At 63.0% G+C, this 17,768-nt stretch carries 13 protein-coding genes; 7 read left to right on the forward strand and 6 right to left on the reverse strand.

The features are described from left to right. Positions 1–16: 16 nt before the first annotated feature. Positions 17–901 carry a LysR family transcriptional regulator gene (locus AACH87_RS10575; RefSeq protein WP_338798774.1) on the reverse strand — a complete coding sequence of 295 codons (885 nt, stop codon included), beginning with the start codon at positions 899–901 and terminating at the stop codon, positions 17–19. Positions 902–1,038: 137 nt separating this feature from the next. Here AACH87_RS10575 and bla point away from each other — a divergent pair, with 137 nt between their 5' ends. After that, positions 1,039–1,953, forward strand: coding sequence for a class A beta-lactamase (gene bla, locus AACH87_RS10580; protein WP_338798775.1), 915 nt, complete (start codon positions 1,039–1,041; stop codon positions 1,951–1,953). 33 nt (positions 1,954–1,986) lie between these two features. Here the strand turns inward: bla and argA are convergent, their stop codons facing one another. Both argA and AACH87_RS10590 read right to left on the reverse strand, forming a co-directional pair. Next, entirely contained in the window at positions 1,987–3,333 is a 1,347-nt protein-coding gene (gene argA, locus AACH87_RS10585; protein WP_338798776.1) for an amino-acid N-acetyltransferase, read from the reverse strand. Between the two features lie 186 nt (positions 3,334–3,519). Continuing rightward, entirely contained in the window at positions 3,520–3,765 is a 246-nt protein-coding gene (locus AACH87_RS10590; protein ID WP_338798777.1) for a hypothetical protein, read from the reverse strand. Positions 3,766–4,099: 334 nt separating this feature from the next. Between AACH87_RS10590 and hrpA the strand changes: the two genes are divergently transcribed. Further along, on the forward strand, positions 4,100–8,143 hold the full coding sequence (hrpA, locus tag AACH87_RS10595; RefSeq protein WP_338798778.1) for an ATP-dependent RNA helicase HrpA: 4,044 nt from the start codon (positions 4,100–4,102) through the stop codon (positions 8,141–8,143). 45 nt (positions 8,144–8,188) lie between these two features. Here hrpA and AACH87_RS10600 read toward each other — a convergent pair whose 3' ends face one another. Next, a complete protein-coding gene (locus AACH87_RS10600) occupies positions 8,189–8,401 on the reverse strand; it encodes a hypothetical protein (RefSeq protein ID WP_338798779.1) in 213 nt (70 codons plus the stop codon). 256 nt (positions 8,402–8,657) lie between these two features. Between AACH87_RS10600 and AACH87_RS10605 the strand changes: the two genes are divergently transcribed. Both AACH87_RS10605 and AACH87_RS10610 read left to right on the forward strand, forming a co-directional pair. Next, complete coding sequence (locus AACH87_RS10605) at positions 8,658–9,128, forward strand: CBS domain-containing protein (RefSeq protein ID WP_338798781.1); 471 nt, start codon at positions 8,658–8,660, stop codon at positions 9,126–9,128. 290 nt (positions 9,129–9,418) lie between these two features. Further along, positions 9,419–11,131 carry a long-chain fatty acid--CoA ligase gene (locus AACH87_RS10610; RefSeq protein WP_338798782.1) on the forward strand — a complete coding sequence of 571 codons (1,713 nt, stop codon included), beginning with the start codon at positions 9,419–9,421 and terminating at the stop codon, positions 11,129–11,131. Between the two features lie 27 nt (positions 11,132–11,158). On the opposite strand, the gene AACH87_RS10615 is transcribed toward AACH87_RS10610, so the two are convergent. Further along, entirely contained in the window at positions 11,159–11,530 is a 372-nt protein-coding gene (locus tag AACH87_RS10615) for a PilZ domain-containing protein (RefSeq protein ID WP_338798783.1), read from the reverse strand. A 208-nt stretch (positions 11,531–11,738) separates the two neighbouring features. Between AACH87_RS10615 and AACH87_RS10620 the strand changes: the two genes are divergently transcribed. Continuing rightward, positions 11,739–12,152 (forward strand): hypothetical protein, encoded by a 414-nt coding sequence (locus AACH87_RS10620; protein WP_338798924.1) that lies wholly within the window; start codon positions 11,739–11,741, stop codon positions 12,150–12,152. 37 nt (positions 12,153–12,189) lie between these two features. Here the strand turns inward: AACH87_RS10620 and AACH87_RS10625 are convergent, their stop codons facing one another. Next, entirely contained in the window at positions 12,190–13,260 is a 1,071-nt protein-coding gene (locus AACH87_RS10625) for an AI-2E family transporter (protein ID WP_338798785.1), read from the reverse strand. Positions 13,261–13,507: 247 nt separating this feature from the next. On the opposite strand from AACH87_RS10625, the gene AACH87_RS10630 reads away from it, so the two are divergent. Both AACH87_RS10630 and odhB read left to right on the forward strand, forming a co-directional pair. Next, positions 13,508–16,384, forward strand: coding sequence for a 2-oxoglutarate dehydrogenase E1 component (locus AACH87_RS10630; protein WP_338798786.1), 2,877 nt, complete (start codon positions 13,508–13,510; stop codon positions 16,382–16,384). 48 nt (positions 16,385–16,432) lie between these two features. Continuing rightward, positions 16,433–17,698 (forward strand): 2-oxoglutarate dehydrogenase complex dihydrolipoyllysine-residue succinyltransferase, encoded by a 1,266-nt coding sequence (gene odhB / locus AACH87_RS10635; protein WP_338798787.1) that lies wholly within the window; start codon positions 16,433–16,435, stop codon positions 17,696–17,698. The last annotated feature ends 70 nt before the right edge of the window (positions 17,699–17,768 follow it).

Genomic DNA, 17,768 nt, shown 5'->3' on the forward strand with positions numbered 1-17,768 from the left:
TGCGGACATGCCGAGTTTATGCGGGTAGTGCACCGCTGGCACCTGGAGTCGCCTGCTTGAGCAGCCACTGCTGAAATGCCAGCATGGCCGCGGTAGGGGCACGCGACTGGAGTCGCGTGAGCCAGTAGGCACCGCGTGGCAGCTCCAGCGCAAAGGGCTGCACCAGTCGGCCCTGCTGCAGCTCGCGCGTGAACAGCTTGACGGGCAGCAGCGCCACGCCTGCCCCCTGCGCTGCGGCTTCGGCCAGCGTCAACGACGAATCGAACACCGCCCCGCGCAGCACCGGGCAGGGCTGGCCTGCTGCGGCAAACCAGTCGGTCCATTCCTCGGCGCGGTAGGTGCGCAGCAGCGGCAGCCGGGCCAGATCGGCGGGGTGTGCCAGCCCATGTGCCATGGCGGGCGTACACATGGGCGAGAGCGGGGCTTCCAGAATGCGCTGCGCATGCGTGCCATGCCAGGCCCCATCGCCAAACCGTATCGCACAGTCCAGCCCTTCGCCAGCCATGTCTACGCGGTTGTTGTGGGTGAGCAGGCGCAGGTCTACAAACGGGCAGCTCTCCTGAAAGTGCTTGAGCCGGGGCAAAAGCCAGCCCACCGCAAAAGTACCCACCACCCCCACGGTCAGCACTTCGCGGGGGCGGTTGTCGGCCAGTTGCTCCAGCGCCCGCTGCAGGCTGCCAAAAGCTTCTGCCACTGCGGGCAGCAGCGCCTGGCCTTCGTCAGTCAGCGCCAAGCCGCGTGGCAGGCGGCGAAACAGCGGCTGGCCCACCCGTTCCTCCAGGTTGCGAATGTGCTGGCTCACCGCCGTCTGCGTCACATGCAACTCTTGCGCGGCCCGCGTGAGGTTGAGGTGCCGGGCGGCGGCTTCAAAGGCACGCAGGGCGTTCAGCGGTAGATGCATGGGGCAGGCGTTGGGGCAACGGTGAGGCGGTGTCGATTTGCCCCAAGTTTTTCTGGGGTCAGTCCGTAATTATTGCCGTTGGTGCTGTGCGGGGTTCCTCGGCATCATTCGCTCCGTTCTTTTAAAGGGATGAAACCATGATGCAAAGAAGAGAGTTTTCCTTGGGGCTGGCCATGGCGGGCCTGCTGCCCCTGGCAGCGTGTGCCGCGGCACCTGTGGCATCTGCAGCATCTGCCGCGTCGGCAGACACCACACGCCGCTGGCAGCACACCTTGGCACAGATCGAGAAAAATGCCCAAGGCCGCCTGGGCGTGGCCATGCTGGACACTGGCAGCGGCCTGGCGCTGGGCTGGCGGCAGGATGAGCGCTTTGCGATGTGCAGCACGTTCAAGCTGCCGCTGGCCGCCTGGATGCTGGCGCTGGTAGACCAAGGGCGCGAGCGGCTGGATGCGCGCGTGCATTACGCAGAGAGCGAGGTGGTGGAGTATTCGCCCGTCAGCGGTGCCAAGGCCGGGGCAGGGGGCGGGCTCACGGTGGGTGAACTGTGCTCGGCCACCGTGAGCCTGAGCGACAACACCGCTGCCAACGTGCTGCTCGCCCGCCATGGCGGCCCTGCAGCCCTTACGGCGTGGCTGCGCTCGGTGGGGGACGGTACCACCCGGCTGGACCGCAACGAGCCCACTTTGAACGAAGCCGCCGTGGGTGACGAGCGGGACACCACCACCCCGCTGGCCATGCTGCAGACCATGCAGCGGCTGGTGCTGGGCGATGCGTTGACGCCCGCATCGCGCGCCACCTTGCAGCGCTGGCTGGTGGAAACCAGCACAGGCGACAAGCGCCTGCGCGCAGGCGCGCCCGGCTGGCGGGTGGGTGACAAGACGGGCACTGCCGGCAGTAGCGGCACGGCCAATGACATCGGCGTGCTGTGGCCAGCAGCAGGTGCCCCCGTGCTGGTGACCTGCTACCTCACACGCTCTGCCGCCAAGCCCGATCAGCGCGATGCCGCCATTGCCGAGGTGGCGCGGGCCGTGCTGGCGGCACGGGCGGCTTGATCACACGCAGGTTCTGAGGAGGTTGCGCAAGCTTCAGAGCTTCTTGACCAGCACCTGGCTGCGGCGATCCCAGTTGTATTTGCGCTTGCGGGCATCGGGCAGCCAGTCCGGGTCCACGGGCTGGAAGCCGCGCTTGATGAACCAGTGCATGGTTCGCGTGGTCAGCACAAAAATGCTCTCCAGCCCCATGGCGCGGGCCCGCTGCTCAATGCGCTTGAGCAGCTTTTCCCCATCGCCCGTGCCCTGGCTTTGGGGGGACACGGTCACGGCGGCCATCTCGGCCGTCTTGCCTTCGGGGTAGGGGTAGAGCGCGGCACAGCCAAAGATCACGCCGTCGTGCTCGATCACGGTGTAGCTCTCAATATCGCGCTCAATTTCGGTACGGTCGCGCTTGACGAGGGTGCCGTCTTTCTCGAACGGCTCGATGAGCTGCAGGATGCCGCCCACATCGTCAATGGTGGCCTCGCGCAGCTCTTCCAGCTTCTCGTCAATCACCATGGTGCCGATGCCGTCGTGCACGTACACCTCCAGCAGCAGCGACCCATCCAGCGCAAACGGGATGATGTGGCTGCGCTCCACGCCCGCCTTGCAGGCCTTCACGCAGTGCTGCAGGTAAAAGCCCACATCGGTGGGTTGCTGCGCCTGGGGCAGCTGGCGCAGCAGCGCCTGGGCAGCGGCCAGCGGCAGCTCGGTGTCGATGGGGTTGTCTTCGCTCTCGGGCTCGGTCGGCTTCATGCGGATGCCGGGCACCTCGGTCAAAAAGATGAGCTTGTCGGCCTGCAGCTCAATGGCCACGCTGGTGGCCACTTCTTCCATGCTCAGGTTGAAGGCCTCGCCCGTGGGCGAAAAGCCAAAGGGCGACAGCAGCACCAGCGCCCCCATGTCCAGCGTGCGGGTGATGCCTGCCACGTCCACCTTGCGCACCAGACCCGAGTGCTGAAAATCCACCCCGTCCACAATGCCCACGGGCCGCGCGGTGAGGAAGTTGCCAGAGATCACCCGCACCGTTGCGCCCGCCATGGGCGTGTTGGGCAGGCCCTGGCTGAAGGCTGCTTCAATCTCATAGCGCAACTGCCCTGCGGCCTCCTGTGCGCAATCGAGCGCCACCGAATCGGTGATGCGGATGCCGTGCGAGTACTTCGCGGCATGCCCCTTGGCGGCCAGCTGTTCATTCACCTGCGGTCGGAAACCGTGCACCAGCACAATGCGCACGCCCATGGCCTGGATCAGGGCCAGATCCTGCGCAATGTTGTGCAGCTTGCCTGCCGCAATGCCTTCACCCGTGAGCCCGATCACAAACGTCTGATTGCGGAACTTGTGGATATAGGGAGCGACCGAGCGGAACCAGGGCACAAAAGTGAAGTTGAAGACAGCGGACATGGCGGGTGCGTGAGACCTCGGTGAAGGGTTCAAGAAAAAGGCAGCCCATGAAGAGCTGCCTGGAGGAAGTATGGAGAGTGCGCATCATAGAACCAGATGGCTCCATTGGTGCAGCCTGCGGTGCAGGCAAGGCGTGAAAACCTTGCCTGCAGGGCGGGCCGCTGACTTCTTTACTTTCTTTACCTTTCAGTCATCAGAAAAACCCTTCTGGATCGCCTTGCGCAAGGCGACGTTGTCCGCACGGCGCTGGGCTCCGCGGGTTCGGATGTGTTTGCCTGCGGCGCTGGACAGGCTGCGTTGGGCCATGGCAATGGCCACAGGGTTTCGGGGCGGGCCCGAGGGTTCGAGCTTCAGCACCAGGGGCTGCTTCATGCGGCGCAGCTTTTTGATTTCACCCTGGGCGTAGGCCCGAGACAGTTTTTTTGCACTCATACGTTGTGCGTTCCACCAACAAAAAACCCCGGCGAAATAGCCAGGGCTTGAGGTGCGCCGCGATGAGTGCGGGAGCTTCGGCCTTGGCTGAACTGAGTGAATGCACAGTCCAGCCGGGGCGGTGGACTGTGGTCAGGCGGTGATGGATGAATGAACCGACATAGGAATGACCTCCAGAACTTTTCAGGGGACGCAAGGGCTGCGTGCACAGGCCTGAAAGAAGGCGCGATTGTGCGGGGCCGCACCGCCTCTGGCAAGCCAGCGGGCTGCTGTGGCCTGGAAACTGTGGTGTGCAACGCACATCCTGCATGGTCAGGCCCGATAATCGCGCCCCATGTCGTCTTCTGAACCGCGTCCGTCCGAGCCATCCCGCAGCTTCACGCTGGAGTTTCCCGAATCCCTGCCCGTATCGGGCAAGCGCGAAGAGATCATGGCCGCGATCAGCCAGCACCAGGTCGTCATCGTGTGCGGCGAAACGGGCTCCGGCAAAACCACGCAGCTGCCCAAGATTGCGCTGGCTTTGGGACGTGGCAAGTGCAATGCCAAGCCGGGCCCGGATGGAAAGGTGCGTGGCCAGCTCATCGGCCACACCCAGCCGCGCCGTATTGCCGCCAGCAGCGTTGCCAAGCGCATTGCTGAAGAGCTGAAAACCCCACTGGGCGATGTGGTGGGCTACAAGGTGCGGTTCCAGGACCGCCTGAGCCGCGATGCCTCCGTCAAGCTGATGACGGACGGCATCTTGCTCGCAGAGACGCAGACCGACCCGCTGCTCAAGGCCTACGACACCCTCATCATCGACGAGGCGCACGAACGCAGCCTCAACATCGACTTTCTGCTGGGCTACCTGCGCCAGATCCTGCCGCGCAGGCCTGATCTGAAGATCATCGTCACCTCGGCAACGATTGATGCGGACCGGTTTGCCAAGCATTTCGCATCGGCCAAAGGGCCTGCCCCGGTCATCATGGTGTCCGGCCGCACCTTCCCGGTCGAGCAGCGCTACCGCCCGTTTGAAGACAGCCGTGACTATGGCCTGAACGAGGCCATTGCCGACGGGGTGGACGAACTCTGGCAGGGCAATGCGGGTGGCGACATCCTGGTCTTTTTGCCCGGCGAGCGCGAAATCCGCGAGGCTGCCGACCATCTGCGCAAACACCTGTCGCACCAACCCGTGATGCGCAATGCCGAGGTGCTGCCGCTGTTTGCGCGCCTGTCGCAGGCCGAGCAGGACCGCATCTTTGACGGCCACACCGGCCGCCGCATCGTGCTGGCGACCAACGTGGCCGAGACCTCGCTCACGGTGCCAGGCATTCGATACGTGATTGACGCAGGCACAGCGCGCGTCAAGCGCTATAGTTTCCGTAGCAAGGTGGAGCAGCTGCTGGTCGAGCCCATCAGCCAGGCCGCCGCCAACCAGCGTGCGGGCCGCTGCGGCCGCGTGGCCAACGGCATCTGCATTCGCCTGTATGACGAGGCAGACTTCAACGGTCGCCCGCGCTTTACCGACCCGGAAATCCTGCGGTCATCGCTGGCAGGCGTCATCCTGCGCATGAAGTCGCTGCACCTGGGCGATGTGGCGCAGTTTCCGTTCATCGAAGCACCTTCGGGCCGCGCGATTGCCGACGGCTACCAGTTGCTGGGCGAGTTGGGCGCAGTGGACGATGCGAACGAGTTGACGCCCATTGGCGTGGAACTGTCCAAGCTGCCGCTGGACCCGCGCGTGGGCCGCATGATTCTGGAGGCGCGCGAGCGCCGAGCGCTGGACGAAGTGCTGGTCATTGCCAGTGCCCTCAGCGTGCAGGACGTGCGCGACCGGCCGCTGGAGGCGCAGCAGCAGGCCGACCAGGCGCACGCCAAGTTCGACGACGAGAAGAGCGAGTTCAGCGGGTATCTCAAGCTGTGGAAGTGGATCAATGAGGCCCGGGGCGGGGCACCCAGCCTGCCCTCAGCCCGCGCGCAAAAGGCCATGGCGCTCAAAAAAGCGCCTTCGCAAGCCATCTTGCCCGTGGGGCAGCGGGCCGCCGCGCCGGGGCCTGCTCCCTCCCCAGCGCCGGAAGCCGCGCCCACCCACAAGCTCAGCAACCGCCAGTACGAGGCGCTACTGCGGCAGAACTTCATCAGCATCCGCCGCCTGCGCGAGTGGCGCGACATCCACACTCAGCTGCTCACCGTGGTGACGGAGCATGGCTGGCGCATCAACACGCAACCGGCCAGCTACGAGCAGATTCACCTCTCGATGCTGGCGGGCCTGCTGGGCAACGTGGGCTGCAAGAGCGACGAGGATGACTGGTACCTGGGCGCGCGTGGCATCAAGTTCTACAAGCACCCCGGCGCGCACCTGAACAAGAAGCCCGGCCGCTGGATCGTGGCGGCCGAATTGGTGGAGACCACGCGCCTGTTCGGCCGGGGCATCGCCGCCATCGAGCCGCAATGGATTGAACAGATTGGCGGCCACCTGCTCAAGAAGCAGATGCTGGACCCGCACTGGGAGAAGAAGGCTGCCCAGGTCACCGCGCTGGAGCGCGCCACGCTGTACGGCATCGTCATCTACAACAGCCGCCGCGTGGACTTTGGCAAGGTGGACCCGCACGGTGCGCGCGACATCTTCCTGCGCGAGGCGCTGGTGCAGGGCGAGTGGGAAACCCGCCTGCCGTTCCTGGCCGCCAACCAGAAGCTGATCGCCAAGGTGGAAGAGCTGGAGCACAAATCCCGCCGCCAGGACGTGCTGGTGGACGACGAACTGATCTACGCCTTCTACGACCAGCAGGTGCCGCAGGACGTGTGCAGCGGCGCGACCTTCGAGCGCTGGTACAAGGACGCAAGCCGTGCCAACCCCGAGCTGCTCAGGCTCACCCGCGACGAGCTGATGCGCCACGAGGCCGCGGGCATCACCACCAGCGCCTTCCCCAAAACCGTGCGCCTGGGCGGCGTGGACTGCACCGCCAGCTACCTGCACGAGCCCGGCGACCCGCGCGACGGCATCACCGTGACGGTGCCGCTGTTCGTGCTCAACCAGGTGAGCGAGGAGCGCTGCGAATGGCTGGTGCCCGGCATGCTCAAGGACAAGATCCAGGCACTGCTCAAGAGCCTGCCGCAGCGCCCGCGCAGCCGCTTTGTGCCTCTGCCTGAATCCGCCACGCGGCTGGCCGAGCTGTTCACCGCGCCTGAACGATTCGGCACCGGCAGCCTCACTGACGCGCTGCTCAAGCAGGTGCGCGACGAGACCTCGCTCGACGTGAAACGGGCAGACTTCAAGCTCGACATGCTCAGCCCGCATCTGTTCATGAACTTCCGCGTGGTGGACGAACATGGCCGCCAGCTCGGCCATGGCCGTAACCTGGGCGCGCTCAAGGCCGAATGGGGGGCCAAGGCGCGCGGGGCCTTCCAGGCGCTGGCGGGGCTCAAGCTGGGCGGGCAGGGCGGTTCAGAGCAAAAAACGGCTCCAGCGCCCGGTAATCAAGCGCAGGCTGCTACTAAAAACGTAGCAAAGGCGGCAGCGCCTGCTGCATCCTCAGCACCCACGGCCCCGGCCGGCCAGCGCTACACCACCTGGACGTTTGGTGAGCTGCCCGAGCTTATGGAGATCAAGAAAGGCGGGCAGACGCTGGTGGGCTTTCCGGCGCTGATTGATGGCGGCGATGCCGTCACCATCGAAGTGTTTGATGAGCCGGAGGTTGCGGCCGCCAAGCACCGCGCAGGCCTGCGCCGCCTGTTTGCGCTGCAGATCAAGGATGCACTCAAGTACCTGGAAAAGAACATCCCAGACCTGCAAAAAATGGCTGTGGCCTACATGCCGCTGGGTACGCAAGAAGACTTGCGCAACCAGATCATTGACGTGGCCTTGGACCGGGCCTTTTTGCTCGACCCGCTGCCGACCGATGAGTCCGACTTCAAACGCCGCGTGGACGAAGGGCGGGGGCGCCTGACGCTGATTGCCAACGAAGTGGCCCGTTTGGCGTTCACCATCCTCACGGAATACGCCGCTGCCGCCCGCAAGATCAAGGACACCAAAAACGCGCCCGATGCCACGGCTGATGTACAGCAGCAGTTGCTGCGCCTGGTGCCCAAGAACTTCATCGCCGCGGCCCCGTGGGCACAATTGGCGCACTTCCCGCGCTACCTCAAGGCCATCACGTTGCGGCTGGACAAGTACCGCGCCGACCCCGCACGCGACGCTGGCAAGCTGGCCGAGCTGCGCCCGCAAGAGCAGCGCTACTGGCGCTTGGTGGCTGAGCGCAAGGGCGCGGTGGATGCGCGCATGCAAGAACTGCGCTGGCTGCTGGAGGAGCTGCGCGTGAGCTTCTTCGCGCAAGAGCTGCGCACGCCCCAGCCGGTGAGCGTGAAGCGGCTGGACAAGCTGTGGGCTCAGGTCAACAGCTGATATCAAAGATCCGCTGCCAGACCGGCTCTGGCGTGTTGGCGTCCTTCAACTGTGCAGCCGGATCGCGCCTTCTGACACGTAGCGTTTGAACTCCATCATGGGCAGGGTGGCTGCGCCCGGCGCATCGCCATCCACCCAGCTGAGGGTCGCCTCGGTGGGGTTCATTTCGATGTCTACCGGGCCTTCAGGGATGGGCATCATCGGCCCATCGCCCGAGCGGAACTCTACTTTTCCCACAATCTGTGCAGCTTTTGCCATATCGCTCTCCCGTTGCTGTGTTGACGTTTGCATGGTGCTGCGGTTGCTGGCTTGTTGTGGAAAGAACTGAACCGTTATGCGCGTAGGCGAAGTCTTACCCCGCTTGTGATGCGCAGCGGGCGAGCAGAGCGCCGTGTCCTACGCAGCTGCGTTGAGGCAGTCCGGAAACTGTTCGTTTCGCAGCGGCGTGACTCCATGGCATGGGCATTGGCCTTGGGTCTGTCGCGTTACAGGGTTTCTCAACCAGGAGTAAGAAATGAAGCAAATTGCCGATGTCATGACACGGGGCGTACGCACCCTTTCACCTCAGGATTCGTGCTTGCTCGCGGCGCAGGCCATGAAGGAGCTGGACATTGGTTCGGTGCCTGTGTGCGATGCGCAGCGCCTGGTGGGCATGGTGACAGACCGCGACATCGTGCTGCGTTCTGTGGCCCAGGAGCGGCCCGACGCGAACCTGGGCGAAATCATGTCGCCCGAACCGGTCTATTGCTACGCAGACGAGCCTTTGGACAAAGCGCTGCAGACCATGCGGGGCGAACAGATTCGGCGCTTACCGGTGGTGGACCGGGACAAGCGTCTGGTGGGCATGATCGCGCTGGGTGACATTGCCACAGATGGCGACGAGGCTGCGGCGGGTGACGCGGTTCGGGATATTTCCGAGCCTTCCCGCCCTGATCGATCGCACCTCTCGGCGGTCAGCGGCAATGCCGGTGGCGGGGAGAACTGAGCCATGGTGAACCAGATAGATTCGCCCGACGGTCGGCCGCGCAAGGATCCCGGCAAGCCCAGTCCGTCGCCGGTGGAAACCGATCCTTCGTTGCCGGTGAATCCCCCCGTTTCCACACCCGGGAGCGATCCATCGACCAATCCGCCGCCCCCGGTGCAGGCTCCACCCCTTCCCAAGAGCCGCAGACTGGAAAACTTCGGGTCACATTGGTGACGGGTGTGCGGGGCATCCCCATTGCCGCAGCCACCCTGCGCTACTAGTCTGGAGGACCAAAGGAGATCGCCTGCCCTATGCGTCCGCACCATAAGTTCTGGCCCCGCCGCCTGCCCCATTCGATCACCATGCCAGCGGTTTCGCTGTGGGATAACCTGGCGACCAATGCCCGGCGTTACCCTGACAAGGCGGCACTCGTCTTCTTTGGGAGCACTCTGACCTATGCCCAACTGGCCGTGGGGGCCGAACGGCTGGCTGCGCGCCTGGCTGCGCTGGGGGTGCAGCGCGGCGATCGTGTCGTGCTTTGCATGCAGAACTGCCCGCAATTGGTGATGGCGCACTTTGCCATCCTGCGGGCCAATGCGGTGGTAGTGCCGGTGAACCCGATGAACCGGGCGGAGGAGTTGAAGCACTACATCACAGACCCGGACACCAAGGTGGCTGTTACCACGGCAGACCTAGCACCTGAGCTGGCCAAGGCGAGCAACGATCTACCGGAAGAGTTGCGCCTGCGCCATCTGATCATCACGCACTTCGCAGATGCTTTTGACCCCGATGTCGGAGGGCCCGACGCGCCACCCGAGGCGTGGCGTGATTGGTTGTTGACGCGCCATCCCGTGCCTGAACTGCACGGGGCGCAAGCCCATGCATGGCTGGACTGCATGGCAAGCTCTGAGCCTGCGCCTCCTTTGCAGGCGGGTCCGCAGGACTTGGCTTTGCTGCCCTACACCAGCGGCACCACCGGCCTGCCCAAGGGCTGCATGCATTTGCACAAGAGCATCATGCACAACGCGGTGGCCAGCAGCCTTTGGGGCAGCGGCTCGGTCGACAGTGTGACGCTGGCCGTGGTGCCGATGTTTCACATCACCGGCATGGTCAGCGTGATGCATACGTCGATTTACTGCGGCGCTACGCTGGTCATCATGCCCCGCTGGGACCGCGATCTGGCGGGACGCCTGATCTCGCGGTATCGGGTAACCACGTGGACCAACATCCCCACCATGGTGATTGACCTGCTGGGCAGCCCCCACTTTGCCAGCTACGACCTCTCCAGCCTGGCCTACATCGGGGGCGGAGGGGCGGCCATGCCCCAGGCCGTGGCTCAGCGCCTGCTGGAGCAATATGGGCTGCGGTATGCCGAGGGCTATGGCCTGACCGAGACGGCCGCTCCATCGCATGCCAACCCGCCAGACAACCCCAAACAGCAATGCCTGGGAGTGCCCTTCATGAGCGTGGATGCACGTGTGGTGGACCCTGACACGCTGCAGGAAGTGCCGGTGGGTGAGCAGGGTGAAATCATCATTCACGGCCCCCAGGTGTTTGAAGGCTACTGGAAGCGCCCTGATGCCACCGCCTCTGCTTTTGTGGAGCTGGATGGCAAGCGATTTTTCCGTTCAGGAGATCTGGGCCGCATGGATGAGGACGGCTATTTCTTCCTGACCGACCGGCTCAAGCGCATGATCAACGCGAGCGGCTTCAAGGTGTGGCCAGCGGAGGTCGAGGCGCTGATGTTCCGCCACCCCGCCATTCAGGAGGCCTGCATCATTGCAGCGCAGGACAGCTATCGCGGAGAGACCGTCAAGGCCGTTGTGGTGCTGCGCGCATCGCACAAGGATACGACCGAGCAGCAAATCATGGACTGGTGCCGCGAAAACATGGCGGTGTACAAGGCTCCGCGCATCGTGCAGTTCATGGATGCGCTGCCCAAGAGTGGTAGCGGCAAGGTGATGTGGCGGCTGTTGCAGGAGAGCGAGTCAGCCGCCCGCAGTGGGCACGGCTCTGGCGGCTAGCAGGGCGGGGTATTGCCCTCCCAGGTTTCAGTTGCTGGCTGACTGGATCAGCTCGGCGAGGTCCCGCTCCAGAAGGGCGGGGTCGCCCAGCTGCAGTTCAATCAATCGCCGAAGATGGGTGACGCTGTCCAGGTCGATGCTGCGGCACAGCAGGCCTGCGTGATTGCCGTCCACATGCGCTATCCCCGCAGTCATGGCAATGTGATCGCCAGTATCTGCCAAGGGAAGGGTGAGCTGGCAAGGCATGCCGGGGGGGACGGTGGCCTGTTCTGGCAACGTTACCAGCGCACCCTTCAGAGACAAGTCCAGCACCTGTACGCTGAACGCTGCCGTGGCGATGGTCAGCAGGGCGGGTGCGTCAAACTGCACACGCACGTAGTGGCGGCGCTCATGTGGCATGGGCATGCTCCTCGGTTGAGTTGGTTCATGGTAATTGAAAGCCCCTGCTTGCTCTAGTGTCCGTTGCCCTTTGGAGGCACTCTCTTGGCTTCTTATCGACACCCCTTTGATGTGCATCGTCGTTACAAAAAAAGGGGCGGGTCATTTCTCAAGGCGAGCGTCAGTGGTTAAAAACGCCAGCAACCACAATGAATTCGGAGAAATGGATATGTTCAAACAGGGCGTCTGGCAAAAAATATCGTTACTCGCGGGTTTTGCCTTTGCGGGAACGGCTGGTGCGCAAACTTACGTCAATGCCACGGTGGATGGGCAGATCGTTCCCGGTGTTTACGGGCGCATTCAGATTGGAAGCGGCATGCCGCCGCCGCTCATCTATGCGGAACCGGTCATCATCCAGCGCCCCCCTGTCGCCGTTCACCGGGCTCCCATCTACATGTATGTGCCGCCGGGGCATGCCAAAAACTGGGGCAAGCACTGCGCTCGGTACAACGCTTGTGCCCAGCCTGTGTATTTTGTGCAGGAGCCGCCTCGCCCGAAGGGGCGTGCACCTGGGCATGGGCGGGGACGAGAGGACTGGGATGACCATCCGGGCCGCGGACGAGGCCACGGCCACAGAGATTGAGCAAGTGCACTGCTGCCCGGGGGGGCCGAGGGAATCCTCAGGCGGCAGGCGGTGTCTGCCCTTGGGATGGGGCGGATACGGCGATGTCCCAGCATGCAATGAAGAGGGCGGCGATCACTGGGCCGATCACGAATCCCGTCAGGCCAAAGATGGCCATGCCGCCCAGTGTGGAAATCAGCACCACGTAGTCTGGCATCTTGGTGTCCTTGCCAACCAGTACGGGGCGCAGGATGTTGTCCACCAGGCCGATCACGAACACCCCAAACAGGGTCAAAACCACGCCCTGCCAGACTGCTCCTGTCGCCAGGAAGTAAATGGCGACCGGAACCCAGATCAGGCCGGCACCCACAGCGGGCAACAGTGAGAGAAACGCCATCAGCACGCCCCACAGGACGGGGCCCTGAATGCCCAGAATCCAGAAGATCATCCCCCCCAATGCGCCTTGCGAGGCTGCCACCACGATGTTGCCTTTGACGGTGGCACGGATGACGGTGGTGAATTTGCTGACCAACTGTTTCTTGTGCTCGTTGTCCAGCGGCGTGGCCTGACCGATCCGCAGCGCAAGGCTGCGTCCGTCGCGCAGCAGGAAGAACAGCAGGTACAGCATGATGCCGAAGCCCACAATGAATTCCAGCGTGTTCTGACCAATGCTCACAGCCTGGGTTGCAATCATCTGGCTGGCCTGTGACGCCACGGAGGACAGTTTTTGCTGAACCTGAGCCAGCGTGGTCAGATTCAGGCGCTCCAAAAGATTGATGGCCCAAGCGGGCAGGGCCGCCACTACCTGCTGCACGTAGGCGCCTATGTTGATTTGGCCGGACTTGAGTCGCTCATAAATGGCGTTGGCCTCTTGAACCAGCGAGACAGTGATCAAGGTCATCGGAAGAATCACGATCACCAGGCACACCGTGAGCGTGCAAAGTGCCGCCAGATTCTCGCGCCCGGGCATATTCAAAAGCATTTTGCGGTGCAGTGGGGCGAACAGAATGGCGAGCACCATGCCCCAGAAGATGGCCCCGTGAAATTGCCAAAGGATTGCCCCGAATCCCACGGTAACAAGCGTGAGCAGAAGCAGAAAGGTTTTTTGCTGAAACGGATGTTGGTTCATAGGCCCCGATGGACGGTGGATGCTTGCACGGAAACCGCAATGTACGCGACTGCAGCGCTCGCATTTACGTCCGGGCTGGCCCGAATTGGTGCTTGACCTTGGTTAAACCATGGTTCAGTGGCACAATGGCGCCCGCAATCTAGGCCCTTCCCCAGCCACAGTCGCATCCGCCAATCGGTTCAGCCGTGTCGCGGAAGGTTTACCAACCAGCTAATGCTCCCTCAAGGGGAGCGGAGGTCAGCGGATCATGAGCGATACGACATCCGTCTATCAAGCCTACCAAGGCAACACCTACCTCTTCGGCGGCAATGCGCCCTATGTCGAAGAGATGTATGAAAACTACCTTGCCAACCCTGGCAGCGTGCCTGACACATGGCGCGAATACTTTGATGCGCTGCAGCACGTACCCGCTGTAGATGGCAGCAACGCCAAGGATGTCCCTCATCTGCCCGTGGTCAATGCCTTCGCCGAACGCGCCAAGGCCGGTGGAACCAAAGTGGTGGTGGCCAGCGCCGACGCCGAAATGGGCCGCAAGCGCACCGCTGTTCAGCAACTGATTGCCGCTTACCGCAACGTGGGCCAACGCTGGGCTGACCTGGACCCTCTCAAGCGCACCGAGCGCCCCAACATTCCTGAGCTGGAGCCTTCCTTCTACGGCTTCTCTGATGCAGACCAGGAAACCGTTTTCGACACCAGCAACACATTTTTCGGCAAGGACAAGATGTCCCTGCGCGAATTGCTGAACGCGCTGCGTGAAACCTACTGCGGCACCATCGGTGCCGAGTACATGTACACCTCTGACCAGACGCAAAAGCGCTGGTGGCAACAAAAGCTTGAAGGCATTCGCTCCAAGGCGACCTTCGGTGCGGAAAAGAAACGCCAGATTCTGGATCGCCTCACGGCCGCTGAAGGCCTGGAGCGTTACCTGCACACCAAGTACGTGGGTCAAAAGCGATTCTCGCTCGAAGGCGGCGAGAGCTTTATTGCTGCGATGGACGAGCTGATTCAGCAAGCCGGTGCCAAGGGCGTGCAGGAAATCGTGATCGGTATGGCCCACCGTGGCCGTCTGAACGTGCTGGTCAACACCCTGGGCAAGATGCCCAAGGACCTGTTTGCAGAGTTCGACCACACAGCCCCTGAAGATCTGCCTGCAGGTGACGTGAAGTACCACCAGGGTTTCAGCTCTGATGTGTCCACCCCTGGCGGCCCAGTGCATCTGTCGCTGGCGTTCAATCCTTCGCACCTGGAAATCGTCAACCCCGTGGTGGAAGGTTCTGTGCGCGCCCGTATGGATCGCCGTGGCGACAAGCGTGGTGACCAGGTGCTGCCTGTGCTGGTGCACGGCGACGCAGCTTTTGGCGGCCAGGGCGTGAACCAGGAAACCCTGGCGCTGGCCCAGACCCGTGGCTACACCACCGGTGGTACGGTTCACATCATCATCAACAACCAGATCGGTTTCACCACCTCTGACCCTCGCGACATGCGCTCCACCGTGTATTGCACGGACATCGTGAAGATGGTGGAGGCCCCCGTGCTGCACGTCAACGGTGACGATCCAGAAGCCGTGGTGCTGGCTACGCAACTGGCCCTGGAGTTCCGTATGGAGTTCCGTCAGGACGTCGTGGTGGACATCACCTGCTTCCGCAAGCTGGGCCACAACGAGCAGGACACCCCCAGCCTGACCCAGCCGCTGATGTACAAGAAGATTGCGCAGCACCCTGGCACACGCAAGCTGTACGCCGACAAGCTGGCTGCACAAGGCCTGGGCGAATCGCTGGGCGACGACATGGCCAAGGCCTATCGCGCCGCCATGGACGCTGGCAAGCACACCGTGGACCCCGTGCTGACCAACTTCAAGAGCAAGTACGCTGTGGACTGGTCTCCCTTCCTGGGCAAGAAGTGGACCGACGCTGGCGACACCGCCATCCCGCTGACTGAGTGGAAGCGTCTGGCCGAGAAGATCACCACCATTCCCGAGACTGTGACACCGCACCAGCTGGTGAAGAAGGTGTACGACGACCGCGCAGCCATGGGCCGTGGTGACGTCAATGTGGACTGGGGTATGGGCGAGCACATGGCTTTCGCTTCGCTGGTGTCCAGCGGCTACGCCGTGCGCCTGTCGGGTGAAGACTGCGGCCGTGGCACGTTCACACACCGCCACGCCGTGATTCACGACCAAAAGCGTGAAAAGTGGGACACCGGCACCTATGTGCCTCTGCAGAACGTGTCTGAAAACCAAGCTCCGTTCACCGTGATCGACTCCATCCTGTCTGAAGAGGCAGTGCTGGGCTTTGAATACGGCTACGCAGGTTCTGACCCCAACACCCTGGTGATCTGGGAAGCCCAGTTCGGCGACTTTGCTAACGGCGCTCAAGTGGTGATCGACCAGTTCATCGCCTCTGGCGAAGTGAAGTGGGGTCGTGCCAATGGTTTGACCTTGATGCTGCCCCACGGCTACGAAGGCCAAGGCCCAGAGCACAGCTCTGCCCGCCTGGAGCGCTTCATGCAGCTGGCCGCCGACACCAACATGCAGATCGTGCAGCCCACTACGGCCAGCCAGATCTTCCACGTGCTGCGTCGCCAGATGGTGCGTGACCTGCGCAAGCCGCTGGTCATCTTCACGCCCAAGTCGCTGCTGCGTAACAAGGACGCCACTTCGCCTCTGACCGAGTTCACGAAAGGCAGCTTCCAGACGGTGATTCCTGAGCAGGACGAAGCCATCGAGAAGAAGGCCGCCAAGGTCAAGCGCGTGATCGCTTGCTCGGGCAAGGTGTACTACGACCTGGTGAAGAAGCGCACCGAGAAGGAAGCCGACGACGTGGCCATCATCCGCGTGGAGCAGCTGTACCCCTTCCCGCACAAGGCGTTTGCTGCCGAGCTGAAGAAGTACCCCAATGCAACCGACATCGTGTGGTGCCAGGACGAGCCACAGAACCAGGGCGCCTGGTTCTTCATCCAGCACAACATCCACGAGAACATGCTCGATGGCCAGAAGCTGGGTTACGCCGGTCGTGCAGCCTCGGCATCGCCTGCCGTGGGTTATTCGCACCTGCACCAGGAACAGCAGAAGGCCCTGGTCGATGCCGCCTTCGCCAAGCTCAAGGGTTTTGTCCTGACCAAGTAAGGCCGGAAACCCGAATACAGAACAAAACCCTCTTTGAAAGAATTAGTCATGGCTATCGTAGAAGTCAAAGTCCCTCAGCTGTCTGAATCCGTGGCGGAAGCCACCATGCTGACCTGGAAGAAAAAGGCCGGTGAGGCCGTTGCTGCGGATGAAATCCTGATCGAAATCGAAACCGACAAGGTTGTGCTGGAAGTGCCCGCACCTTCGGCTGGCGTGCTGGCTGAACTGGTGGTGGGTGACGGTGGCACCGTGGTGTCTGACCAGGTCATCGCCAAGATCGACACCGAAGGCAAGGCCGGTGCCGCTGCTCCTGCTGCTGCCCCCGCAGCCGCTGCTGCAGCGCCCGCTGCCGCCGTGGCAGCCGCTCCAGCCGCTGCTGGTGGCTCCAAGGGCGATGTAGCGATGCCCGCAGCCGCCAAGCTGCTGGCCGACAACAACCTGTCTGTCGGCGACGTGACTGGCTCCGGCAAGGATGGCCGCGTGACCAAGGGCGATGTGCTGGCTGCCGTGGCCGGCGGTGCCAAGCCCTCCGCAGCGCCTAGCGTGATCCCCACTGGCGTACCCACCAAGGCGCTGCCCCAAGTGGCTGCTCCTGCTGCCCCCAACCTGGGCGACCGCCCAGAACAGCGCGTGCCCATGAGCCGTCTGCGTGCCCGCGTGGCCGAGCGTCTGCTGCAGTCGCAGTCCACCAACGCCATCCTGACCACGTTCAACGAAGTGAACATGGCTCCCGTGATGGATCTGCGCAAGAAGTTCCAGGACAGCTTCACCAAGGAACATGGCACCAAGCTGGGTTTCATGTCCTTCTTCGTGAAGGCTGCCGTGCACGCCCTCAAGAAGTACCCAGTGCTGAACGCCTCGGTGGATGGCAACGACATCGTCTACCACGGCTACTTCGACATCGGTATCGCTGTGGGCTCGCCCCGTGGCCTGGTGGTGCCCATCCTGCGCAACGCAGACCAGATGAGCTTCGCTGACATCGAGAAGAAGATTGCCGAATTCGGCAAGAAGGCGGCAGAAGGCAAGCTGGGCATTGAAGAAATGACGGGTGGTACTTTCTCCATCTCCAACGGCGGTACATTCGGCTCCATGCTGTCCACACCCATCATCAACCCACCCCAGTCCGCCATCCTGGGCGTGCACGCCACCAAGGACCGCGCTGTGGTGGAGAACGGCCAGATCGTGATCCGTCCGATCAACTACCTGGCCATGTCCTACGACCACCGCATCATCGACGGTCGCGAGGCTGTGCTGGGCCTGGTCGCCATGAAGGAAGCGCTGGAAGACCCAGCCCGTCTGCTGTTCGACATCTGATCGAACCCTGAGACCTGAAACCCACCCGTGAAGCAGAGGCACCCATCCGCGTGCGGAGCCTCTCACCGGT

The sequence above is a fragment of the Acidovorax sp. DW039 genome, assembly GCF_037101375.1.
GTDB lineage: Bacteria > Pseudomonadota > Gammaproteobacteria > Burkholderiales > Burkholderiaceae_C > Acidovorax.

Coding starts and splice junctions, on each gene's coding strand:
- AACH87_RS10575 (WP_338798774.1), bottom strand. CDS start 901: ATGCATCTACCGCTGAACGCCCTGCGTGCCTTTGAAGCCGCCGCCCGG.
- AACH87_RS10590 (WP_338798777.1), bottom strand. CDS start 3,765: ATGAGTGCAAAAAAACTGTCTCGGGCCTACGCCCAGGGTGAAATCAAA.
- AACH87_RS10610 (WP_338798782.1), top strand. CDS start 9,419: ATGCGTCCGCACCATAAGTTCTGGCCCCGCCGCCTGCCCCATTCGATC.
- hrpA (WP_338798778.1), top strand. CDS start 4,100: ATGTCGTCTTCTGAACCGCGTCCGTCCGAGCCATCCCGCAGCTTCACG.
- odhB (WP_338798787.1), top strand. CDS start 16,433: ATGGCTATCGTAGAAGTCAAAGTCCCTCAGCTGTCTGAATCCGTGGCG.
- AACH87_RS10630 (WP_338798786.1), top strand. CDS start 13,508: ATGAGCGATACGACATCCGTCTATCAAGCCTACCAAGGCAACACCTAC.
- argA (WP_338798776.1), bottom strand. CDS start 3,333: ATGTCCGCTGTCTTCAACTTCACTTTTGTGCCCTGGTTCCGCTCGGTC.
- AACH87_RS10605 (WP_338798781.1), top strand. CDS start 8,658: ATGAAGCAAATTGCCGATGTCATGACACGGGGCGTACGCACCCTTTCA.
- AACH87_RS10625 (WP_338798785.1), bottom strand. CDS start 13,260: ATGAACCAACATCCGTTTCAGCAAAAAACCTTTCTGCTTCTGCTCACG.
- AACH87_RS10620 (WP_338798924.1), top strand. CDS start 11,739: ATGTTCAAACAGGGCGTCTGGCAAAAAATATCGTTACTCGCGGGTTTT.
- AACH87_RS10600 (WP_338798779.1), bottom strand. CDS start 8,401: ATGGCAAAAGCTGCACAGATTGTGGGAAAAGTAGAGTTCCGCTCGGGC.
- bla (WP_338798775.1), top strand. CDS start 1,039: ATGATGCAAAGAAGAGAGTTTTCCTTGGGGCTGGCCATGGCGGGCCTG.
- AACH87_RS10615 (WP_338798783.1), bottom strand. CDS start 11,530: ATGCCACATGAGCGCCGCCACTACGTGCGTGTGCAGTTTGACGCACCC.